At 70.4% G+C, this 22,906-nt stretch carries 19 protein-coding genes and 1 rRNA gene; 3 read left to right on the plus strand and 17 right to left on the minus strand.

Annotated features, from left to right (window positions below; all coding sequences use genetic code 11):
- The 4 genes from RM779_RS00005 to thyX all read right to left on the minus strand — a co-directional run.
- Positions 1 to 73, minus strand: a 16S ribosomal RNA gene (locus RM779_RS00005); the annotation flags it as partial.
- Between the two features lie 269 nt (positions 74 to 342).
- On the minus strand, positions 343 to 2,028 hold the full coding sequence (locus RM779_RS00010; protein ID WP_311614428.1) for a ribonuclease J: 1,686 nt from the start codon (positions 2,026 to 2,028) through the stop codon (positions 343 to 345).
- A gap of 132 nt (positions 2,029 to 2,160) precedes the next feature.
- Positions 2,161 to 3,060 carry a 4-hydroxy-tetrahydrodipicolinate synthase gene (gene dapA / locus RM779_RS00015; protein ID WP_311614430.1) on the minus strand — a complete coding sequence of 300 codons (900 nt, stop codon included), beginning with the start codon at positions 3,058 to 3,060 and terminating at the stop codon, positions 2,161 to 2,163.
- A gap of 180 nt (positions 3,061 to 3,240) precedes the next feature.
- Entirely contained in the window at positions 3,241 to 3,963 is a 723-nt protein-coding gene (gene thyX / locus RM779_RS00020) for an FAD-dependent thymidylate synthase (RefSeq protein ID WP_311614432.1), read from the minus strand.
- A gap of 163 nt (positions 3,964 to 4,126) precedes the next feature.
- Between thyX and RM779_RS00025 the strand changes: the two genes are divergently transcribed.
- Positions 4,127 to 4,324, plus strand: coding sequence for a hypothetical protein (locus RM779_RS00025; RefSeq protein WP_311614433.1), 198 nt, complete (start codon positions 4,127 to 4,129; stop codon positions 4,322 to 4,324).
- A 71-nt stretch (positions 4,325 to 4,395) separates the two neighbouring features.
- Positions 4,396 to 4,941 (plus strand): hypothetical protein, encoded by a 546-nt coding sequence (locus RM779_RS00030; protein ID WP_311614439.1) that lies wholly within the window; start codon positions 4,396 to 4,398, stop codon positions 4,939 to 4,941.
- A gap of 26 nt (positions 4,942 to 4,967) precedes the next feature.
- Here the strand turns inward: RM779_RS00030 and RM779_RS00035 are convergent, their stop codons facing one another.
- The 6 genes from RM779_RS00035 to eccD all read right to left on the minus strand — a co-directional run bounded on the left by RM779_RS00035 (position 4,968) and on the right by eccD (position 12,030).
- Positions 4,968 to 5,429, minus strand: a complete 462-nt coding sequence (locus RM779_RS00035; RefSeq protein WP_311614441.1) for a hypothetical protein — start codon at positions 5,427 to 5,429, stop codon at positions 4,968 to 4,970.
- Between the two features lie 2 nt (positions 5,430 to 5,431).
- Positions 5,432 to 6,187 carry a 4-hydroxy-tetrahydrodipicolinate reductase gene (gene dapB / locus RM779_RS00040; protein ID WP_311614444.1) on the minus strand — a complete coding sequence of 252 codons (756 nt, stop codon included), beginning with the start codon at positions 6,185 to 6,187 and terminating at the stop codon, positions 5,432 to 5,434.
- 22 nt (positions 6,188 to 6,209) lie between these two features.
- Positions 6,210 to 7,580: a M16 family metallopeptidase gene (locus RM779_RS00045; protein ID WP_311614446.1), complete on the minus strand. Its 1,371-nt coding sequence runs from the start codon at positions 7,578 to 7,580 to the stop codon at positions 6,210 to 6,212.
- On the minus strand, positions 7,577 to 9,817 hold the full coding sequence (locus RM779_RS00050) for a polyribonucleotide nucleotidyltransferase (RefSeq protein ID WP_311614448.1): 2,241 nt from the start codon (positions 9,815 to 9,817) through the stop codon (positions 7,577 to 7,579). Before RM779_RS00050 ends, RM779_RS00045 begins: the two co-directional genes overlap by 4 nt.
- Before the next feature lie 295 nt (positions 9,818 to 10,112).
- Positions 10,113 to 10,403 (minus strand): 30S ribosomal protein S15, encoded by a 291-nt coding sequence (gene rpsO, locus RM779_RS00055; protein WP_311614450.1) that lies wholly within the window; start codon positions 10,401 to 10,403, stop codon positions 10,113 to 10,115.
- Between the two features lie 184 nt (positions 10,404 to 10,587).
- Complete coding sequence (eccD, locus tag RM779_RS00060; protein ID WP_311614452.1) at positions 10,588 to 12,030, minus strand: type VII secretion integral membrane protein EccD; 1,443 nt, start codon at positions 12,028 to 12,030, stop codon at positions 10,588 to 10,590.
- Positions 12,031 to 12,148: 118 nt separating this feature from the next.
- Between eccD and eccCa the strand changes: the two genes are divergently transcribed.
- Positions 12,149 to 16,108 carry a type VII secretion protein EccCa gene (eccCa, locus tag RM779_RS00065; protein ID WP_311614454.1) on the plus strand — a complete coding sequence of 1,320 codons (3,960 nt, stop codon included), beginning with the start codon at positions 12,149 to 12,151 and terminating at the stop codon, positions 16,106 to 16,108.
- A 78-nt stretch (positions 16,109 to 16,186) separates the two neighbouring features.
- On the opposite strand, the gene RM779_RS00070 is transcribed toward eccCa, so the two are convergent.
- From RM779_RS00070 to eccB, 7 genes are all read right to left on the minus strand, one after another.
- Positions 16,187 to 16,477, minus strand: a complete 291-nt coding sequence (locus RM779_RS00070; protein WP_077058513.1) for a WXG100 family type VII secretion target — start codon at positions 16,475 to 16,477, stop codon at positions 16,187 to 16,189.
- 41 nt (positions 16,478 to 16,518) lie between these two features.
- On the minus strand, positions 16,519 to 16,878 hold the full coding sequence (locus RM779_RS00075) for a WXG100 family type VII secretion target (protein WP_311614458.1): 360 nt from the start codon (positions 16,876 to 16,878) through the stop codon (positions 16,519 to 16,521).
- Positions 16,879 to 16,914: 36 nt separating this feature from the next.
- A complete protein-coding gene (locus tag RM779_RS00080) occupies positions 16,915 to 18,045 on the minus strand; it encodes a S8 family serine peptidase (protein WP_311614460.1) in 1,131 nt (376 codons plus the stop codon).
- A 130-nt stretch (positions 18,046 to 18,175) separates the two neighbouring features.
- A complete protein-coding gene (locus RM779_RS00085; RefSeq protein ID WP_311614462.1) occupies positions 18,176 to 19,594 on the minus strand; it encodes a hypothetical protein in 1,419 nt (472 codons plus the stop codon).
- Between the two features lie 18 nt (positions 19,595 to 19,612).
- The gene (locus RM779_RS00090) at positions 19,613 to 20,047 is read right to left on the minus strand and encodes a hypothetical protein (protein ID WP_311614464.1); all 435 of its coding nucleotides are present in this window, start codon (positions 20,045 to 20,047) and stop codon (positions 19,613 to 19,615) included.
- Positions 20,048 to 20,170: 123 nt separating this feature from the next.
- Complete coding sequence (mycP, locus tag RM779_RS00095) at positions 20,171 to 21,349, minus strand: type VII secretion-associated serine protease mycosin (protein WP_311614466.1); 1,179 nt, start codon at positions 21,347 to 21,349, stop codon at positions 20,171 to 20,173.
- A gap of 1 nt (position 21,350) precedes the next feature.
- Positions 21,351 to 22,814 (minus strand): type VII secretion protein EccB, encoded by a 1,464-nt coding sequence (eccB, locus tag RM779_RS00100; protein WP_311614468.1) that lies wholly within the window; start codon positions 22,812 to 22,814, stop codon positions 21,351 to 21,353.
- Between the last annotated feature and the right edge of the window lie 92 nt (positions 22,815 to 22,906).

Here is a 22,906-nt window from a genome sequence, read left to right on the forward strand (position 1 = left end):
ATCATCGTTCGACTTGCATGTGTTAAGCACGCCGCCAGCGTTCGTCCTGAGCCAGGATCAAACTCTCCGTGAATGCTTCAAAGAAACAATCCACGCGAGCAATAACCTCGCTGAACTGTAAAACAAAAGACCAAGAAACCATCTCGGCCTACAAAACATTGGCGTTGACTTTTGGCACGCTGTTGAGTTCTCAAGGAACGGACGCTCCGAAGGACGTCTGCTCGTACCGCCTGGTGGGCCGGAGCAGTCAGCTGCTCCCGGCTTCCCGTTGCGGCGGTGTCGTAAACGTACTGGAGCGGAGCGCCTGGACGCAAATCCAGTCGCTCCGCTGCCAGATGACGGTCAGACGTCGACGACGACCGGCATGATCATCGGACGCCGTCGGTAGGTGTCCGAGACCCACTTGCCGACCGTCCGGCGTACCAGTTGCTGGAGTTGGTGGGGCTCGACCACGCCGTCCTGCGCCGAGCGGGCCAGGACCTCGTCGATCTTCGGAATGACAGCGGCGAAGTCGGACTCCTCGATGCCGGAGCCCCTGGTGTGGATGCTCGGGCCACTGACGATCTTGCCCGTGCTGCTGTCCACGACCACGAAGACGGTGATGAAGCCTTCATCTCCCAGGATGCGGCGGTCCTTCAGGCTGGACTCGGTGACGTCGCCCACCGACAGGCCGTCCACGTACACGTAACCGGCCTGGACCTTGCCCGCGATCTTCGCCTTGCCGTCCAGCAGGTCGACGGCCACGCCGTCCTCGGCGATGACAATGCGCTCCGCGGGCACGCCCGTTGCCGCGCCAAGCTCCGCGTTGGCGCGCAGGTGACGCCACTCCCCGTGGACGGGCATCAGGTTCTTCGGGCGGCAGATGTTGTAGAAGTACAGCAGCTCGCCCGCCGAGGCGTGGCCGGACACGTGCACCTTGGCGTTGCCCTTGTGGATGACGTTGGCGCCCCACCGGGTCAGGCCGTTGATCACGCGGTAGACCGCGTTCTCGTTGCCGGGGATCAGCGAGGACGCCAGGATGACCGTGTCGCCCTCGACGATCCGGATCTGGTGGTCGCGGTTGGCCATCCGGGACAGGGCGGCCATCGGCTCGCCCTGGGAGCCGGTGCAGACAAGGACGACTTCCCGGTCCGCAAGGTCGTCGAGCACCTTCACGTCGACCACGAGACCGGCGGGCACACGCAGGTAGCCGAGGTCCCGGGCGATGCCCATGTTGCGGACCATGGAGCGGCCGACGAACGCGATCCGGCGGCCGTGCTCGTACGCGGCGTCCACGATCTGCTGGATGCGGTGCACGTGGCTGGCGAAGCTGGCCACGATGATCCGCTTCTCGGCCCGCGCGAAGACCTGGCGCAGCACGCCGGAGATCTCCCGCTCCGGAGGAACGAAGCCCGGTACTTCGGCGTTCGTCGAGTCGGAGAGCAGCAGGTCGATGCCCTCCTCCCCGAGGCGCGCGAAAGCGCGCAGGTCGGTGAGGCGGCCGTCGAGCGGCAGCTGGTCCATCTTGAAGTCCCCGGTGTGCACGGCCATGCCGGCCGGGGTGCGGATCGCCACGGCGAGCGCGTCGGGGATGGAGTGGTTGACCGAGACGAACTCGCAGTCGAAGGGGCCGATCCGCTCGCGGTGGCCCTCGCGCACCTCCAGCGTGTAGGGGCGGATGCGGTGCTCCTGGAGCTTCGCTTCGAGCAGGGCGAGCGTCAGCTTGGAGCCGATCAGCGGAATGTCCGGCTTCTCGCGGAGCAGGTAGGGCACGCCACCGATGTGGTCCTCGTGGCCGTGCGTCAGCACGATGCCGTCGATGTCGTCGAGACGGTCCCTGATGGAGCTGAAATCCGGCAGGATCAGGTCGATCCCGGGCTGCTCCTGTTCGGGAAAGAGCACGCCGCAGTCGACGACGAGCAGCCGTCCGCCGTATTCGAAGATGGTCATGTTGCGGCCGATCTCGCCGAGGCCGCCGAGCGGGGTAACGCGCAGGCCACCCTCAGGAAGCTTCGGCGGCGCGCCGAGTTCTGGGTGCGGATGACTCAAGAGACTCTCCTGACCACGCGCGCCACATGCCTCGATCCGGGCAGCATGGCGCGCGTGTCTCTGTGCATTGGTCGGTATTCAGTTATCACCCTCGACGCGGTGGGCCGCGTCGAACAGGCAACGTTTTTGTTCTTAGATTTGTACCCCACCGGCCGTCAGATCCCGCTTGAGCTGATCGGTTTCCTCCGGGGTGAGACCGACCAGCGGGAGACGGAGCGGGCCGCCGGGCAGACCGAGCAAACCGAGCGCGGCCTTGGAGGTGATCACACCCTGTGTGCGGAACATGCCGGTGAACACCGGCAGCAGCTTCTGGTGGATCTCGGTGGCCTTGGCGACGTCGCCGCCGGCGTGCGCGTCCACGAGGGCCCGCAACTCGGGCGTGACGACGTGGCCGACGACGGAGACGAAACCCACCGCGCCAACGGACAGCAGCGGCAGGTTGAGCATGTCGTCGCCCGAGTACCAGGCGAGGCCGGTGGTCGCGATGGCCCAGCTGGCACGGCCCAGGTCGCCCTTGGCGTCCTTGTTCGCGACGATGCGCGGGTGCTCGGCGAGCCTGACCATGGTCTCGGTGTTGATCGGGACGCCGGTGCGGCCCGGGATGTCGTAGAGCATCACGGGCAGTGCGGTGGCGTCGGCGATGGCGGTGAAGTGCCGCAGGAGACCTTCCTGCGGGGGCTTGTTGTAGTACGGCGTGACCGTGAGGAGCCCGTGGGCGCCGGCCTCCTCGGCGGCGCGGGCCAGCTCGATGCTGTGCCGCGTGTCGTTCGTGCCGACGCCCGCGACGACGTGGGCGCGGTCGCCCACGGCTTCCACGACGGCGCGCACCAGCCGGGTTTTCTCCACATCGCTGGTGGTCGGGGACTCACCGGTGGTGCCGTTGACGATGAGGCCGTCATTGCCGGCATCCACCAGGTGGGCGGCGAGGCGCTGGGCGCCTTCGACGTCGAGCGAGCCATCCGCCGCGAACGGCGACACCATGGCGGTCAGGACCCGTCCGAAGGGGGTCTGCGGTGTGGAGGTCGGAGCCATAGGTTCCACGCTACTCGCAGCTCAGCGTGCGCGCGCCCATCGGGGCGCTCAACCGGTGGAGCCCGGCACTGCCTGCTCGGGGGTTCAGACAGTGCCGGGTCCGTTCATTCACCCTAAATGAACTTCGCGAAATGTCGCAATACGGACACCTCGCTCGGGCTGGGCCCGGCGGCTCGTCCGCTACGGCGCGACCCGGCCGTTCGCATTGAACGCGGCGTGCGTCAGCGGCATCAGGCGCGCCCACTCCTCCTCCATCCGCTCGCCCACCATCTCGATCTCCCGCTGCGGGAACGAGGGCACCGCCGCCCGCTCGTCCTGGGTGCGCAAGCCGAGAAAGTGCATCAGCGAGCGGGCGTTGCACGTCGCGTACATCGAGGAGAAGAGACCGACCGGCAGGACCGCGCGCGCGACCTCCCGGGCGACACCGGCGGCCAGCAGCTCCCGGTAGGCGGCGTAGCCCTGCCGGTACGACTCCTCCATGACCTTGCCGACCAGCGCGTGCTGCTCCGCCGTCCCCGGCACGAACTCGTACTTGCCCGGGCGGCCCTGCTGCACGAGCTTGCGGTCCTCGCCCGGGAGGTAGAACTCGGGGTCGAGCTGCCGGTAGCGCCCCGACTCCTCGTTGTACGACCAGCCGACCCGGTGCCGGTGGAACTCGCGGAAGACGAAGATCGGCGCACGGACGAGGAAGGTCATCGAATTGTGCTCGAACGGGCTCCCGTGCCGGTCGCGCATCAGGAAGTTGATCAGCCCTTTGGAACGCGCCGGGTCCTTGCCGATCTCCTCCAGGGACTGCTCCCCCGCCGTCGAGACGCGGGCGGCGAACAGCACGTCCGCGTCAGAAGCGCTGTGTTTGACCAGCTCAACGGTGATGTCGCTACGAAATGTCGGCGTCTCGGTCACCGGGAATCCTTCCAGGTGCAGGGCGGTGGACGAAGCGGCTCCACCCTACGGCCAGGCACTGACACCCCCGTCCGGCGGGCCGGGCAAAACGGGCTCCGGCCCATGAGTCGGATTGTTCGGCTGATAAACTTGACTTTGAGCCAATCGGGGGAGGAGAGCCCGCATGACGTATCACGACGACTTCCGGAGCAATGTCGCCGTACCGCGCGGCCGGCCCTCCGTCGCCCGGCTTCTCGGCGGCGCCCTCGTCGGCCTTGTCGCGATATCCGGGCTCATAGGTGCGCTGCTGCTCGCCCGCCCCGCCCTCGACGTGGAACACCGGCCCGTTCCCGAGGCACCGGAGGCGGCCGAAGGTCACTGACCACGGTAGCCTCACCGTTCACAGCACCGTCCCCCCGTGATGCCGCCTGTGATACGAACGAGGACCCAGCCGTGCCCCTGACCTTTCTCGCGGCCGACCACGACTCCGCGGGCCACGCGCCCGAGGAAGCGCTGCCGCACGCCGAGCAGGACCAATGGCGCCGCCCGTACCGCCCGGGCCCCTGGCGCGTCGCCGCCGCCGCGGTGACGCTGCTCATCGCCGCCTACATGCTCATCTCGGCCATGATCATCATCATGGCCGGTTCCCCGGCCGGCGCCGGGGCCACGCTCGGGGCCGCGGTGGCGGCCATCGCGTTCGCTCTGCGCCTGCTGCGCATGGGCATCTGGGTCAGCACGCACGGGCTGCGCCGCGTCGGGCTGCTGCGCACGCGAACGCTGCGGTGGCGCGAGATCACCCGCGTGAGCACCGTCCAGCAGCCCGTGAAGTGGCTCGGGACCCCGCGCAGCGTTCAGGGCCAGGCCCTGCTCATCGAACGGCGCCGCGGCGAGCCCCTGCGCACGCTGCTGACCGACCACAACGCCGACTTCCTGGCCAGGCCCGAGGCGTTCAACCGGGCCGCCGACGTGCTGGAGGCGTGGGCCGCCGAGCACCACTAGGCGCGGCGGGCCGTCGCGGCGGCCTGTCAGTCGCGGGCCGCGGCGGACCGCCGGCCGGCGTGCAGCCCGATGGCGTGCTGCATCGCCTTGCGGGCGCGCGGGGTGTCCCGCGCGTCGTGATAGGCCACCGCCAGCCGGAACCAGCACCGCCAGTCCTCCGGCCGCGCCTCGGTCTCCGCCCGCCGCGCCGCGAAGACCGCGTCCGCCGCGGCGGGGTCGATACGCCCGCTCGGCGTCCGCGCCAGATCGTCCGCCGGCAGGCCGCCCTCGGCCTCCAGGGCGCGGGCCAGCCGGTTCGCGCCGAGCACGAACCGCAGGCTCCGCCACAGGAACCACACCCCGAGCAGCGGCAGCACCAGCACCGCCGCGCCCAGCGGCACCGTCACCCAGGTGCCCTCGCGCATCAGCAGCACCCCGCGGTGCCCGACCAGGCCGAAGTAGACGACCAGAACGGTGCACAGCCCGAACAGCACCAGCCTGTCGCGCACGGCTAGCCGTCCAGCTCCATGAAGTGCTCCAGGCCGAACGTGAGGCCCGGCACGCCACCGACCCGCCGCACGCCGAGCAGCACGCCCGGCATGAACGAGCCGCGGTTCATCGAGTCGTGCCGCAGGGTGAAGATCTCGCCCTCGTCGCCGAACAGCACCTCCTGGTGCGCGACCAGGCCCCGCAGCCGCACCGCGTGCACGGGCACCCCCTCGACGTCCGCGCCGCGGGCCCCGGCCAGGGACGCGCTGGTCGCGTCGGGCTGCGCGGCCAGGCCGGCCTCCCGCCGGGCGCCGGCGATCAGCTGGGCGGTGCGCACCGCCGTGCCGCTCGGCGCGTCGGCCTTGTCCGGGTGATGCAGCTCGACGATCTCCACGGACTCGAAGAAACGGGCCGCCTGCTGGGCGAACCGCATCGTGAGCACCGCGCCGATGCCGAAGTTCGGCGCGATCAGGACGCCGGTGCCCGGCGAATCGGCGAGCCAGCCGTTCAGCTCGTCGAGGCGCTCGGACGTCCACCCGGTGGTGCCGACGACACCGTGGATGCCGTGGCGCGCGCAGAACTCCAGATTGCCCATCACCGCGTCGGGGTGCGTCAGCTCGACCGCCACCTCGGCGCCCGCGTCGACCAGCTCCGTCAGCGCGTCACCGCGGCCGATGGCCGCGACCAGCTCCATGTCCTCGGCCTCGGCGACCGCGCGGACGGCCTCTGCTCCCATGCGTCCGCGGGCGCCGATCACGGCCACGCGCAGCTTCTTCATCCTGCTTGCTCCTGGATCTGGTTCAGGCAACGGCGTCCGGCAGGCCCGCGGCCTGCCGGTCGTCCAGCGGGCCGATGACGGACAGCGAGGGCCGGTGGCCGAGCACCTCGCGGGCGACCTGGTGGACGTCGTCGGGGGTGACCGCGGAGATCCGGTCGAGCAGCTCGTCCACGGAGAGCTGCCCGCCCCAGCACACCTCGCTCTTGCCCAGGCGGTGCATCAGCGAGCCGGTGTCCTCAAGCCCCAGCACGGTCGACCCGGCCAGCTGGCCGATGGCACGGCGCGTCTCATCGTCGCCGAGGCCGTGCCGCGCCACGTCGGCGAGCTGCTCGCGGCAGATCTTCAGCACGTCGCCCAGCCGGTCGGGGCGGCAGCCGGCGTAGACGCCGAAGATGCCGCAGTCGGCGTAGCCGGAGGTGTGCGTGTAGACGTTGTACGCCAGGCCGCGCTTCTCACGGATCTCCTGGAAGAGGCGGGAACTCATCCCGCCGCCCAGCGCCGCGGACAGCACGCCGAGCGCCCAGCGCCGCTCGTCGTGCCGGGAGACGCCGGGCATGCCGAGCACGAGGTGGGCCTGCTCCGTCGGCCGCTCCTGCACCTCGACGCGACCCGCGGCCCTGATGCCGCGCCGCCCGGTGCGGTGCGGCGCGGGCCCGGCCGTCGTGCCGTTCAGCGCGCCCGCCGTCTCGAAGGCGGTGCGCACCTGGTCGACGACGGCGGCATGGTCCAGATTGCCCGCGGCGGTGACGACCAGCCGGGTCGGCTCGTAGTGGCGCCGGTAGAAACGGGCGATGCGGTCCCGCGTCAGCGCGTTGACCGTGTCGACCGTGCCCAGCACCGGGCGGCCCAGTGGGCTGTCGCCGAGCAGCGTCCGGGCGAAGAGGTCGTGCACACCGTCACTCGGGTCGTCCTCCGTCATCGCGATCTCTTCGAGGATGACGTCGCGCTCCGCCTCGACCTCCTCCGGCGCGATCACCGAGCCGGTGAGCATGTCGCACACGACGTCGATGGCCAGCGGCAGGTCGGTGTCGAGCACCCGCGCGTAGTAGCAGGTGAACTCCTTGGTGGTGAAGGCGTTCATCTCGCCGCCGACCGCGTCGATGGCCGAGGAGATGTCCAGGGCGGTACGCCGTTCGGTGCCCTTGAACAACAGATGTTCGAGGTAGTGGGTGGCTCCGTTGAGCGCCGGCGTCTCGTCGCGCGAGCCGACGCCCGCCCAGATGCCGAACGTGACGGACCTGACCGAGGGAACAGCCTCGGTCACGATCCGCAGGCCCCCGGGGAGTACGGTCTTGCGAACGGTGCCCGCGCCCGGCTCCGCGCGCCGCGGACGGGGCACGGCCCGCCCCACCGGAGCGGTGGGGCGGGCCGTCGAACGGGGGGTGCGCCTCACTGGTCGGCGGTGTCCTTCCCGGCCTCGTCGGCGCCCTCGGCCGTGGCGTCGGCGGACTCCTCCTCCAGGACGGGGATCAGGGAGAGCTTCCCGCGCTGGTCGATCTCGGCGATCTCGACCTGCACCTTCTGGCCGACGCCCAGCACGTCGTCCACGTTCTCCACGCGCTTGCCGCCGGCCAGCTTGCGGATCTGCGAGATGTGCAGCAGACCGTCCTTGCCCGGGAGCAGCGAGACGAACGCGCCGAACGTCGTCGTCTTGACCACCGTGCCCAGGTAACGCTCACCGACCTCGGGCATCGTCGGGTTGGCGATGCCGTTGATCGTGGTGCGGGCGGCCTCGGCGGCCGGGCCGTCGGCCGCGCCGATGTAGATCGTGCCGTCGTCCTCGATGGTGATGTCGGCGCCGGTGTCCTCCTGGATCTGGTTGATCATCTTGCCCTTGGGGCCGATGACCTCGCCGATCTTGTCCACCGGGATCTTGACGGTGATGATGCGCGGCGCGTTCGGCGACATCTCGTCCGGAACGTCGATGGCCTCGCTCATCACGTCGAGGATGTGCAGCCGGGCGTCCCTGGCCTGCTTCAGCGCGGCGGCGAGCACCGAGGCCGGGATGCCGTCCAGCTTGGTGTCGAGCTGGAGCGCGGTGACGAACTGGCGGGTGCCGGCGACCTTGAAGTCCATGTCGCCGTAGGCGTCCTCCGTACCGAGGATGTCGGTGAGGGTGACGTAGTGGGTCTCCCCCTCGATCTCCTGGGAGATCAGGCCCATCGCGATGCCCGCGACCGGGGCCTTCAGCGGCACGCCCGCGTTCAGCAGCGACATGGTGGAGGCGCAGACGGAGCCCATGGAGGTCGAGCCGTTGGACCCGAGGGCCTCGGAGACCTGCCTGATGGCGTACGGGAACTCCTCGCGCGTCGGCAGCACCGGGACCAGGGCCCGCTCGGCGAGCGCGCCGTGGCCGATCTCGCGGCGCTTCGGGGAACCGACGCGGCCGGTCTCACCGGTGGAGTAGGGCGGGAAGTTGTAGTTGTGCATGTAGCGCTTGCGGGTCACCGGCGAAAGGGTGTCCAGCTGCTGCTCCATGCGCAGCATGTTGAGCGTGGTGACGCCGAGGATCTGCGTCTCGCCGCGCTCGAACAGCGCGGAGCCGTGCACCCGCGGGATCGCCTCGACCTCGGCGGCCAGCGTGCGGATGTCGGTGACACCGCGGCCGTCGATGCGGACCTTGTCGCGGATGACGCGCTCGCGCACCAGCGCCTTGGTCAGCGCGCGGTAGGCGGCGGAGATCTCCTTCTCGCGCCCGTCGAACTGCGGCAGCAGCTTCTCGGCGGCCACCGTCTTGATGCGGTCCAGCTCCGTCTCGCGCTCCTGCTTGCCCGCGATGGTCAGCGCCTGCGCCAGCTCGTCGCGCACGGCGGCGGACAGGGACTCCAGCACGTCGTCCTGGAAGTCGAGGAAGACGGGGAACTCGCCGGTCGGCTTGGCCGCCTTGGCGGCGAGGTCGGACTGCGCCCGGCACAGGACCTTGATGAACGGCTTCGCGGCATCGAGGCCGGCGGCGACGACCTCTTCGGTCGGCGCCTGGGCGCCGCCCTTGACCAGCTCGATCGTCTTCTCGGTCGCCTCGGCCTCGACCATCATGATCGCGACATCGCCGTCGGCCAGGACACGGCCGGCGACGACCATGTCGAAGACGGCCTCCTCCAGCTCCGTGTGCGTGGGGAACGCCACCCACTGGCCGCGGATGAGGGCGACGCGGGTGCCGCCGATGGGGCCGGAGAACGGCAGGCCCGCCAGCTGCGTCGAGCAGGAGGCGGCGTTGATGGCGACCACGTCGTACAGGTGGTCGGGGTTGAGCGCCATGATCGTCTCGACGATCTGGATCTCGTTCCGCAGGCCCTTCTTGAACGAGGGGCGCAGCGGGCGGTCGATCAGGCGGCAGGTGAGGATAGCGTCCTCGGAGGGGCGTCCCTCGCGCCGGAAGAAGGAGCCGGGAATCTTCCCGGCCGCGTACATCCGCTCCTCGACGTCGACGGTGAGCGGGAAGAAGTCGAGTTGGTCCTTCGGGTTCTTCGAGGCGGTGGTGGCCGACAGCACCATGGTGTCGTCGTCCAGGTAGGCCACGGCGGACCCGGCGGCCTGCCTGGCCAGCCGGCCGGTCTCGAAGCGGATCGTGCGGGTGCCGAAGCTGCCGTTGTCGATGACGGCCTCGGCGTAGTGGGTCTCGTTCTCCACCTTGGAAAGTCTCCTCTTCTGCACCCCGTCCTGGGGGCGGGGCGGCGGGGTGGAGCACCTCCAGACGGGCCGGCCATCGATCGAAGCTCCCGGGACAGCAGCCCGGGGGCCACTACCGAGGACCGGCGACGGTGAGAAGGCACTCCGCCTCGTGCATACGTCGTGGTTTCTCTGTTATGTCGTTGAGGACCAGCCTACAAAGGCGGGCGGTCCCCGGCGCGGTTTCCGTCCGTGACGGACCGGATACGGCGAAGGGAGCGGCCCCGGTTGAGGTGACCGCTCCCTTGTCGGCGTCTTACCTGGCGCCCGCGGCGCCGCGGCGGATACCGAGCCGTTCCACCAGGGTCCGGAAGCGCTGGATGTCCTTGCGCGCCAGGTACTGCAGCAGGCGGCGGCGCTGGCCGACCAGGAGCAGCAGGCCCCGGCGGGAGTGGTGGTCGTGCTTGTGGGTCTTCAGGTGCTCGGTGAGGTCCGAGATGCGGCGCGAGAGCAGCGCCACCTGGACCTCGGGGGAGCCGGTGTCGCCGTCCTTCGTGGCGAACTCGGCAATGATCTTCTGCTTCGTGGCGGCGTCGAGTGACGACACACGTGCTCCTTGGTGGTGTCCGATGTAGCCACCGAGTGCCCCTGGGCCGATCCGCAGGGGAGCTTCCGGAACTCGGGAGGCGGGGCCCGCTGAGCGCTTCCTCCAGAAGACTCCGGGGGCGCGTACGCAAACGGCCGGTAAGCAGGCTACAACAGGATGGCGAGCTGAGCACACTCGGAGGGCATCAGCCGCTGGTCAGTCCTCTGGCCTCGCCGTACAACTCCAGCACCGCGAGGCACAGCGGTATCAGGGACAACAATACGGCCCCTTCGGTGAGATCGAGCACCCGGCCCCAGAACGGGGTCAGCCCGGCACGCGGCACGACCAGGGCGATCGTCGCCAGCACCGCCGCCGCGGCGGTGAGGGCCGCGGCCAGCCAGACGGTGCGCAGATCGGGCGAGCCGCCGTCGGCCGCGGACGTGGTGTCCGCCGCGACCCCGACGACGAGCAGCCCGAGGGAGACGAGCCCGGCCGAGAGCAGCACCGCGACCTGGACCGCGTACCGGAAGAGGCGGGCGCGCGTGAGCAGGGCCACACCGGTGGCCAGCGCGAGCAGCCGGCCCCAGCCGCTTCCCGAGAAGCCGAGCGTGCCGACGGACACGGTGGCCAGTACGGCGCAGCCGCCGGTGAGGCCGAGGAGCAGCTGGTGGCCGCGGCGGGCCTGCGCGGCGATGCGTTCGATGTCGACGGGCGGGGCCGGGGTCTGGGGCTGCTCCGGGTCGGTGGTGTCGTAGCCGGGGCGCGGGGCGGTGTAGCCGATGGGAAGCCGCACCAGGCTCGCCGACAGCGCGGGCAGGAAGCCCAGCGCGCCGAGGGCGACGGGCGCACAGACGGCCGCCGTGTGCACCGGGTCCGCCTCGGTGAGGATGGCGCCGAACGTCGCGAGCGTGCCGAACGTCGCCGCGCAGGCGCTCGCGGCGAACCAGCCCGCGGTCTGGGGCATGGCCGCGATCAGCACGACGGACACCAGCAGGGCGGCGACGCAGCCGAGCAGCAGTTCCAGGCGGCCCACCCCGTGGCCGGCGTCGAGCGGCAGCACGCCGGTGCCCGCGACGAGGGCGTGCGGCAGAGCGGCGAGGCCGAACGTCACGGCGGCCGCGTGGTCGTCGTAGACGCGGGCGCGGACGGCGGCGAAGGCGGCGAGGAGCACGGCGAGGATGCCCGCGATGACGCCGGGCAGGCCGTGCATCTCGTGCCGTTCCGGCTCGCCGAACCACAGGACGACGGCGACGAGCGCGCCGAGGCAGCCGGCGGCGGTGAGGCCCGCGAGCCGCAGCATGCGGTCCTGCCAGAGCCGCCGGTCGCCGGCGACGGCATCGGCGACCGCGTCGGTCACGTCGTCGTGGACCGGCGGCGGCAGGGAGTCGGCGAACGGGCGCAGGGCCAGCACCTCGCCGTCCAGCACGCGCTGCCCCGCCAGGGTGCGCGCGCCGTCGAGCACCGTGCCGTCGCGGCGGACGAGGTGGTAGCCGACGGGGGTGCCCGGGTCGGGGGTGAGGCCGGTGAGGTGCAGGATCTCCGGGTACAGCTCGGCGAGCGGGAAGTCCTCCGGCAGCGCCATGTCGGTACGGCTGTTGGGCGCGGCGATGGTGACACGGCAGAAGCCGACGGTCGCGGTCGTGCTCACGGTGTTGCTCCCCTCCCCTTGTGCACGGACTGCGGCGGACACCCTACCCGGAGTGCTGTCGGTGGTGCCCACTAGGATCGACAATGCGTCACCACACCGTGGCCGGGGGGTTGTTGAAATGAGCCAGATCGTCGTCAAACGTCCGCCGAGGGCTCTGCCGGAGCCCGCGGCCGGGGAGGCCGTGGAGCTGCTCTCGCCGCCCGAGCTGCCCAAGGGGCAGCAGGAGGGCGTGCTGATGCAGGTCGTGCCGATGCTCGGCATGGGCTCCTCGGTGGTCTTCTTCTTCATGCCGAACGCGCATCCCTTCATGCGCATCATGGGGATGCTGATGCTGGTGTCGACGGCCGCCATGGTCATCGCCATGATCGTCAGATTCCGGCGGGGCACGCAGGGACAGATGGCCCAACTGCGGCGGGACTACCTGAAGTACCTGTCGCGGACCCGGCGGGCGGTGCGGGAGACGGCGCGGCGGCAGCGGGACGCCCAGCACTATCTGCATCCGGCGCCCGAGCAGTTGTGGTCCCTCGTCGCGGAGGGCAGCCGGGTGTGGGAGCGGCGGCCGGGCGAGGCGGACTTCGGGCAGGTGCGCATCGGGCTCGGCGAGCATCAGCTGGCCACGCCGCTGGTGGCGCCGCGGACCGCGCCCGTCGAGGAGCTGGAGCCGCTGACCGCCGGGGCGATGCGGAGGTTCCTCGACACCCACAGCACGGTGCACGGGCTGCCGATGGCCGTCTCGCTGCGGAGTTTCTACCGGCTGGTGCTGCACGGCGACGCGGAGACGGCGCGCGGCGTGGCCCGCGCGCTGGTGGGGTCGCTGACGTCGCTGCACTCGCCGGAGGACATGACGCTCGCCGTGGTGACCTCGGCGGAGTCGGCGGGGCACTGGGAGTGGACGAAGTGGCTGCCCCATGCGCAGCTTCCGTCCCTGGACGGGGCGGGCACGCGGCGGCTGTTCGGGGGCAGCGTTCCCGCTGTGGAGCAGGAGCTGTCGGGACGGCTCGCGGGGCGGGGGCGCTTCTCGCCGGGCGGCAAGCCGGTGCTCGACCAGCCGCACGTGGTGCTCCTCGTCGACGGGGACCGGATTCCGCCGCATTCGGCCTTCGCCGCCGCGGAGGGGCTCCAGGGGGTGACGATCGTCGAGATCGCGCCGGGCGAGCGGGACGCGGGCCGGGGCGGGCTTTCCGTGCGGTGCCTGCCCGGGAGCCTGCGGCTTGAGGCGCAGGGCGGCTCGGTGTTCGACGGCGAGCCGGACGTGCTGTCCCCCGAGGCGGCGGAGGCGCTGGCGCGGCAGCTGGCCCCGCTGCGGCTGAGCACGGCCGCGGACGAGGAGGAGCCGCTGCTGGCCGAGCTGGACTTCGCCGAGCTGCTCGGCCTCGGCGATCCCGCGTCGGTCGACGTCTCCAGGACGTGGCGCCCGCGGTCGGCGGGCGAGCGGCTGCGGGTGCCGATCGGGGTGGACGAGGAGGGCCAGCCGGTCATGCTGGACCTCAAGGAGGCCGCGCAGGAGGGCATGGGCCCGCACGGCCTGTGCGTGGGGGCGACGGGCTCGGGCAAGTCGGAGCTGCTGCGGACGCTGGTGCTCGGCCTCGCGGTCACCCACACCTCCCAGACGCTGAACTTTGTGCTGGCCGACTTCAAGGGCGGCGCGACGTTCACGGGCATGGCCGGGCTGCCGCACGTCTCCGCGGTCATCACGAATCTGGCGGACGACCTGACGCAGGTCGACCGCATGGGTGACTCGATCCGCGGCGAGCTACAGCGGCGGCAGGAGCTGCTGCGGGCGGCGGGCAACTATGCCAATCTGCACGACTACGAGCGCGCCAGGGCGGCCGGCGCGCTGCTGGAGCCGCTGGCCTCGCTCGTCCTGGTCATCGACGAGTTCAGCGAGCTGCTGACGGCGAAGCCCGACTTCATCGACATGTTCATCCAGATCGGCCGCATCGGCCGGTCGCTGGGCGTGCATCTGCTGCTGGCCTCGCAGCGGCTGGAGGAGGGCCGGCTGAAGGGCCTGGACACCTATCTGTCGTACCGGATCGGTCTGCGTACCTTCTCCGCCGCCGAGTCGAGGACCGCCATCGGCGTTCCGGACGCATACCACCTGCCGCAGGTGCCCGGCTCCGGCCTGCTGAAGACGGGGACGGAGCAGATGACGCGCTTCAAGGCGGCGTACGTCTCCGGCGCCTACCGGAAGCCGTCGACGAGGACCGCGTCCTCGGGCCCGCGCCCGCTGCGCCGCAGGCCGGTCGTGTTCACGGCGGCACCGGTCGCCGTGCAGTACGACGAGCCCGAGGCACCCGCGGGCCGGGCGGACCCGGCGCAGCCTGCGGGCGACGACCCGCTGGCCGACTCGGTGCTCGACGTGATCGTCCGCCGGCTCGAGGGGCAGGGCCCGGCCGCCCACCAGGTGTGGTTGCCGCCGCTGGACTCCGCCGTGCCGCTCGACACGCTGTTCCCCGAGCTGCGGGTCGTGGAGGGGCGAGGCCTCCAGGCGGCGGGCGGGACGGGCGGGTTGAATGTCCCGCTCGGCGTAGTGGACAAGCCCTTCGAGCAGCGCAGGGAGACCTTCGTCCGCGACTTCTCCGGGGCAGGGGGCCACATGCTGATCGTCGGCGGCCCGCAGTCCGGCAAGTCCACGCTGCTGCGCACGCTGATCACCTCGTTCGCGCTGACGCACACGCCGCGGGAAGTGCAGTTCTACGGGCTCGACTTCGGCGGTGGCGGCCTCACGGCGGTCGCCGGTCTCCCGCACGTCGGCGGTGTGGCCTCGCGCCTGGACCCGGACCGGGTGCGGCGGGCCGTCTCCGAGGTGGCGGGCGTGCTGGCCCGGCGCGAGGAGCTGTTCCGCCGGGAAGGCATCGACTCGATCGCGACCTACCGCCGCATGCGGAACGCGGGGCAACTGCCGGAAGAAGCCTGGGGCGACGTGTTCCTGCTGATCGACGGGTGGGCCACGTTCAAGCAGGACTACGACATGACGCTGGAGCCGGTCATCACCGACATCGCGTCGCGCGGCCTCGGCTACGGAGTCCACCTGATCGTGACGGCCTCCCGGTACATGGAGATGCGCCCGGCGCTGAAGGACCAGCTGACGAACCGGGTGGAGATGCGCCTCGGCGACACACTGGACTCGGACTTCGACCGCAAGGTGGCAGCGGCCATCCCCCCGGGGGCACCGGGGCGCGGGCAGACGCCCGACAAGATGCACTGGATGGCGGCACTCCCCCGGGTGGACGGAGTGACCCGTACCGAGGACCTCGCGGAGGGCACGGCCGCTCTGGTCGAGTCCGTCCGCACCGCGTGGCACGGCGCCCGGGCACCGGTCATCCGCATGCTCCCGGAGCGGCTGCCTGCCGACGAGCTGCCCAAGGGCTTCGAGCGCCCCGAGTCCGGGATCGCCGTGGGACTCGGCGAGACCGACCTGGAGCCGGTGTTCATCAACTTCGAACGGGACCCGTTCCTGCTGATCATCGGCGAGAGCGAGTCCGGCAAGTCCGCGGCGCTGCGGCTGATCATGCGCAAGCTTTCGGAGCGCTATTCGCCGGACGACGTGCGGTTCATCGTCACCGACTACCGTCGGGCACTGATGGCGGCCGCGCCCGAGGAGTTCATCGCGAGCTATTCGACGACGGAAGCCCGGCTGACGCAGGACATCGTCTCGCTGAACAAGATTTTCGAGAAGCGGGCACCGAAGGAAGACATCAGCATGGAGGAGCTGCGCTCGCGGAAGTGGTGGAAGGGCCCGCGGCTCTTCGTCATCGTCGACGACTACGACCTGGTCGCCACGGGCAACAGGAACCCGCTGAGCCACCTGACGGACCACCTGCCGTACGCCAGGGACGTCGGCGTCAATTTCATCATCGCGCGCGGTACAGCCGGCATTTCGCGCGCCATGTTCGAACCGTTCGTGCAGCGCCTGCGGGAGCTGGGCGGGCAGGGCCTGATTCTGTCGGGCGACCCGAAGGAAGGCGAAATCTTCCCCTCGGTTCGCGCCCGCACCCTCCCACCCGGCCGAGCACAGTTCGCCTCCCGCCGCCGGGGCAGGCCACTGGTCCAGCTGGGTTGGCTGCCCGAGGAGTAACCGCACATGCGAACGGGGTGTGTGACCGGCCGCAGGCCGGTCACACACCCCGTGGCACGGATGCGGTGCCGTCGCGGGTCAGGTACCCATGCGGTTGGCGTTGCGGAGGTCCACGGCCCGGTAGTTCATACCCGCCGTGTCCAGCGCGTTGCCGGTCATGCCCAGGACGACGCGCAGCTTGTCCAGCTCTTCGGAGAAAACCCGCATGTTCGCGTCGAAGGCAGTGGCTGCCTCGCCGGACCATCCCGCCGCGGCCCAGCTGAGAGCCGCCCGCAGGGCCTCCAGACGATCGAGAAGCTGCCGCTCCTCGGCGGTAAGCCCTTCGGACCCGCCGCTGAGCGCCGCGTAACTGAGACTGAAGTCAGCCATGGTCTATCCCCTTTCCGTATGCGACACGTGTCCGACGGGCGTTACGCAAGATGGTCAAAGCCGCGGGAGGACATGTCCCCCAAGCCCGAGTGGGCGCGCTGCATTTCCGCGATCTGCTCCTGCTCCTGCTGCGAGAAGTCGTCGCGGCTCATCCGGACCAGCTCGCGCAGGTTCTCCAGCGCCCTGATCAGCCGGTCCAGGTTGAAGTTGGCCTCGGTCTGCCCGGAGGCGAACTGCCCGGCCGCCTCACCGGTCCACCCCGCGGCCACCTGGTCGGTCGCCGACGAGAGCTTCGTCCGGCTCTGGTTGAGCAGCCCGACCTCCTGGTCGAGCGAATTGAGCAGCTCCCGGATGGTTTCTTCACTCTGCCGCAAATCGCTGTTCGGCATCGCTTCAGACATTCAGACCCTCCCCTTGTGATTGCTTTCCCGTACTGACTAGGCCGTACGGCGCCGGCGGTTGACCACTACCGCTGCCGCGACACCGCCCAGGATCACCACACCGACGACGCCGGCCATGACCAGCGGCCCCGAACCCCCGCCATCACCATCGGCCATATTCTCCGCCGCCTCATCAGGCCCCCCCGAACCAGCCTCGCCGGATTCCCCGGAACCCTCCCCCTCCGACCCCGTTTCCGGCTCCGGCTCCGGCGCGGGCGACACCGGAGGGTCGAGTGAGGCCTCGTACTCCTCGAACAGCGGGTTGACATCCGGCTCCCCCGGCTCCCCCTCGCCATCGAGAATCACCCGATCCGGCCGCACCATGCCGTACCCGACATAGTCGTCCCGACCCCCCTCAGGCCCATCCGCGGTCTCCAACATCGCCCGCAACACCTGATTCTTCGTCCAGTCAGGGTGCGCCGACCAGATGAGAGCGGCAGAAGCAGACGCAAGCGCCGTCGCCGAACTCGTCCCGCCCTCTTCCATGATGCACGCGGGTTGGTAGTGCCCGTCCGGGCAACTCCCTGGAATTTCGTTCCCGGGACCGGACAGCGCCACTTGCGGACCATAAGTCGAGTAGTACACATGCTCGCCACTCCGGTCCACTGCCCCTACGCCGATAACGCCTTCACGAGCGGAAGGAATCACCACCGTATTCTCGGCGTCGCCCGTATTACCTGCCGAAGCGAAGATGAGCGTGCCGTGGCGAGCCGCTACCGCGAGAGCAGCATCCAGCTCGGGAGAAACGCCCAGTTCGTCTTTGCTCAGGGAAGCACTGATAATCTGCGCACCAGATTCGGCAGCGTATTCAATGGCCAGCGCCAGACGATTCTCCAGATCGAAGTCGTACTCGACGCTCGACACACGGATCGGAAGGATTTTGACGCCCGGAGCCAGACCGGGGATGCCACTTTCCGCTCCGGAGCCAGCAATCAGGCTGGCCATGATCGTCCCGTGTCCGTCTCGGTCCACATGCGCCCCCTCGGCGCCATGGGTGAGATCGACCCCTTCCAGGACCCGCCCTTCCAGCGTCGGCAGTGACGCATCTGTGCCCGTGTCGACGACGGCGACCGTGATGCCCTCGCCTCTCGTTCGCTCCCACACCTCCTCCATGCGCATGGTCTCCATGTACCAGGGGTCCTGAGGCCCCTCTGCAGTGGCATGGGGCGCCAGCACGAAACTGCCTAGAACCATACCGGCCAATAACGACGCGACGGCCCGAAACCGTACAGGCGTGGGAGACAAGAGAGACATAAGGTCAGCGGTCCTTTTCCTGTTGCTCGCGTTCGTTCCGCCTCCGTTTACGTCGACGGCCATTCGCCGGGGGCGAAGGACGGCCGGTGATTCCGGAGGTGGTCGAGGGGGAACTGAACGCCCCTCTCCGAGGGGTGGTTTGCTCAGTGCCTGTCCTGCTGCCGTAGGACCGACTCTCATCACCAAGTTGGCTGGCCGGTCTGCCCACCAGGGCGCCGCCTGGGCCACGGACGGCGCCGGTCGCCGGATCGCGAAATGCCGGGGGCGCACCGGCACTGATGATCCCGTTCTGCGGAAGCGCTCTGCGGTAGGAGTCCGGCTGACGCGGCACACCACCGAGGATTCCACCGTGCTCCGTGTCCCGTGGCATACGGCTGCCGGGGAAGCCGGTCATCGGAGGACGCCCTGCCATAGGGCTCTGAGGGGTGCTGCCGCCTCCCACGGGATGACCGCCGGAATGGGCGGTCGAAGAATGTACGTTCGACACCGGGTTGACGGTCGGGCGAAATGCGGGCTGTTGGGTGTTCGGCTGCGGCGTCCGCAGGGGGCCTCCGCCCGCCGGCCTAGGACTGTCCCTCCATTGCGGGTTGGCCACAGGAAACTGCATGTTCTCCGCACCGCCGACAGGGGGCGCCACCGGGCTCGGCGCCGGAGGAGTCGCCGGGCCAACCGGGGCCCGCGTGTCCGGCCCAGACGCGAGGGAGTCGAGTGATGTCCCGATCCACTCATCACCCGACGGCACCGGGTTGGGTGTGGTGGCACCACTGACAAACTCCGACGGCACACTCGGGGTAGACGGTGGCATTGTCGAAAAGCCTTGAGACCATTCGCCACCCCCTGCCGCATAGACGCTGGCGCTGCCGAAGTGCGTTGATGCCGGAGCACCGGCGGGCCCGGATGGGCCCGACGCCCCCACCGGGGGACGAATGTCGTCTTCAAGCCCCGTGAACGGCTCGAAGCGGGGTTCCGGGGCGCGGGACATTGCGTCGCTTGCGAGTCGGTAGGCCGAGTCCAGGCTGTCGATCAGTCTGATCGCTTCCTGGCGGTCCACTTCGGCCATCGTTTGCTCGAAGCCGCTGGCGTCCGCCAGTGGGACCAGTGGGCTCGGGCGGGTCGGGGGCATGGCCGACTTCACCTTGGCCAGGACCTGGCCCGCCACCGTCATCGCGCCGCCGACCCGCTCGGCGTACTCGCTGAGTGTTGCCGACTCCTGCCTGAAGTGGTCGCCCCAGGCGCGGACCACTTCGGCCGCCTCGCCGCGCCATTCCATGGCTGCCACGCGGGCCGCGATCAGGTCTCCCACTTCGCGGATCATCGGCACCATTTCCAGCAGCGCCCGTGCCCGGGTCTCCACCGCGCCGGGATCGGCTCGCGCGACCAACCCCGCGAGGACCTCGTGCTTTTCAAGCTCGTGCTCACTCACAGCCGTGCCCTCCCCATGTCACTGCGCCATGTCCTGAGCCCCGCCACCGCCGGTGCCGTCGTCACCCGGACGAGGTCCCGGTGTCGAATACAGCTCGTCCATGTGGGCGGTGATCTGCTGCAACCGCTCGATCTGCTCCATTTCGGTCGCGGTGTAGTCGTTCTCGACCAGTGTTGTCGTAATTCCCAGCATCTCGATGGCGTCCTGCTGGATGCGCACGAAACCTTCGAGTCGTGCCCGGATCTCCTCGTAGCGCGAGAACAACTCGGCCGCCGCCGATGATTCGCCGAACTGGCCCGCCTCCGAGCGGAGATCGCTCAGCTGCTCGGGCGACAGCCGTGATGAGCGCAGTGTTTCCACCGCGGACTCCAGCCAGCCGACAAAGTCGGGAAGCTCGCCGTCCGGCAAATACAAATCGGGCCGACCTGCCGACCGGTATGAATCGTCCGTCATCCCACCCTCCCCTCCACCGGTGCCCCCTCAGTCACCGTGGGCCACCATCTTATGCCGATCACTCCGCATTGATGCAAGGTGGTTACGGAGCGAAATCGATCACAACTTCGAGACGGAAATGCGCTATTGCCGCCGCCGGTCGCGCAGGATGAGGGCCGCGCCCGCCACCGCCGCGGTCAGCACCGCCGCGGTCAGGACGACGAACGTGCCGAGGCGTTCCGAACGTTCGGCATGCGTCTCGCCCAGATCGAGGGCTGCCACCTCAGGGGCGGGCGGTGCCGGTGCCGGTTCGTCCGGGACCGGGGCTTCGGCCGGCTCGGTGTCGTCGTCCGTCAGCGCGCGCACCGGGTCGACGACGCCCCAGCCCGTGTGCGGATCGGGGCCCGGTGTTGCGCGTTCCGCCGTCTGCTGGAGGTGGGTGACGACCTGCTGCGCGCTCCACTCGGGGTGCGCGGCGCGCAGCAGGGCGGCGACGCCCGCCACGTAGGGCGCGGCGAAGCTGGTGCCGCTGTCGACGCACTGACCGCCGCCGGGCACGGTGGAGACCATGTCGACGCCGGGGGCCGCGATGCCGACGAAGTCGCCCGACTGTGAGAAGGGCGCGCGCTCGTTGTTGCGGTCGGAGGCGCCGACGGCCAGGACGCCGTCGTAGGAGGCCGGGTAGGTCTCGCGCCGGCGGCCGTCCGCGCCGTCGTTGCCGACCGAGGCGATGACGACGATGTCCGCGTTCACCGCCTCCGCCACCGCGGTCCTGAGGGCGGAGTCCCCGGCCGGCGGCGCGTCCGTGTCCTGGGAGATGTTGATGACGTCCACGTCCTGTTCGACGGCGTGCTCGATGGCTTGGGCGAGCGTCCCTATGGTGCCGCCGGCCTGTGAGTCGGTCTGCCGGATGGGGACGATCGTCGACTCGGGGGCGAGGCCCACGAACCCGGTGTCCTCGTGGGAGCGCGCGGCGATGATGCCCGCGACCTTGGTGCCGTGGCCGACCGTGTCGGTGGTGCTGTCGCCCTCGCCCTCGGTGAAGTCGGCGCCGCGGTCCGCCGCGACGGCGCCGGCGAGCTGGGGGTTGGCGGTGTCGACGCCGCTGTCGATGACGGCGACGCTGACGCCCGCGCCGCGGGTCTCCTGCCACAACTGGTCGAGGAGGACGCGCTGGAGCGACCAGGGGCGTTCCTCGATGGGCTCGGCCGGGAACGTGCAGCGCGCGCCGTCGGCGGAGGCGGCGTGGGCGCCGGTGAACGTGGCCAGGCCCACGAGGACCAGCGCGGTGCCCGCGCGTAGCGGGCGGTGGCCGCGGCGCATGTCAGGACCCCTGCGGTTGCTGGGCGTTGCGGGTGTCCAGCCGCGGGCCGGTCGGCAGGAACTCCGACCAGACCGCGGGCACCGGCACCGGCGTGATGTCCCCGTAGCCGAGGCGGAGATGGGCCTGGTCGGGCTCCCCTTCGCCGGGAGCGGTCGCCTGCACGGGGTAGCGCAGACCGGTGTCGGTGACCAGGAACACGCCTCCGGCCTCGGCCTGTTCGCCCTGTACCTGGCGGTAGAGCAGCCCGGAGCCCGGTGTGACGTACGCGTTGGCGGAGCCGGAGGCGATGGTGGCCGGATAGGAGGTGCCGGCCCAGGTGGCCACCTCGGTGCTGCCGTTCTCACCGTCGACGCCGAGGAGGACGGAGCAGAGCGCGGTGCGGTCGCCTCCGTTGACCTGCTGCGGAACGCCGTCGGGCCAGGCGCGTTCGAGGCGTTCGTCGGCGGGGGCCGGGGTGAAGTGCTGCGCGCCCAGCTCCATGGCGCGGTTGTTCTGGTGGAGGACCTCGGTGTCCGGGTGGTTGAGCGTGAGGTGGGCGGTGAAGTCGGAGACGGGGACGACCACGCCAGGCAGGACGACGTAGTGCTGCATGCTGCCGCCGGCCGGGGCCACGAGCACCGTCCCGACGGCGTCGGCCTCCGGGGCGAGCCCCGGGACCTGGGCGGGGGTGCCGGCGGGGACCGGGAGTTCGGGGAAGGCGAGGGGGTCTCCCTCGCCGAACGTCGCGAGCCACTCGTCGGTGACGGGCTGCGCGTCGCCGCGGGTGAGGAGCCGCAGGAGTGTGTCGCGGGCTTCGGGATCGGGCTCGCCGACGGGGTACTTGGTGCCGGTGCCGTCGATCAGGTACTCGGTGCCGTCCTCGCCCCGGACGTACAGGGCGTCGCGGCCGGCCAGCCGTTCGTCGCCCCCGACGAGGGCGGTGTCCCGTTCGGCCAGGACGAACGACGCCTGCTGCACGGCGGAGCCGCCGCCCGGCTGCTGGCAGACGGCCCAGCGCTTGGCATCGGACACCTCGTCGGCGGCCGGGAGGCGGTCGGGGGCGTAGGGGATGCCGAGGGTGGGGCCGCGCGGGATCGTTCCGCTGTCCAGCTCGTCCTCGTCGACGTTCACGATGCTGAGGTCGTCGGTGTCGTCGAGCAGCAGACGCGCGGAGGACAGGTTCAGCACCGGGTGCAGCTGGGCGCGGCCGTCCGTCTCCAGTACGACGTAACGGGTGGTGGAGTCGCTGCCGATGATCACATTGCGGCCCGGCTCGTCCCAGTTCTCGGGGACGGACGGCCGGAACATGCCCCACGCGCCGAACCCCGCGAGGATCAGCGCGCCGACGACCGCCCCCGGCAGGACGGCACGCAGCGGGCGTGGCGCGCCTTCCTCGGTCACGCCGGGCGCCGGCTGGAGGAACGCCGAGACGGTCCGCCGTTTGGCGAACGTGTAGGCGTTGAGTTCATCCTTGCGCGATGCCATGGGCGACCGCTCCCTCCCCCTGCCGGTGACCGGACGTCAGACCGGCGTCCTACTATGCCGGGTGACGCTTTGATTACCGTCGGGAGGGGGCG

It is taken from the genome of Streptomyces johnsoniae (genome assembly GCF_031845565.1).
In the GTDB taxonomy this organism is placed as follows: domain Bacteria; phylum Actinomycetota; class Actinomycetes; order Streptomycetales; family Streptomycetaceae; genus Streptomyces; species Streptomyces johnsoniae.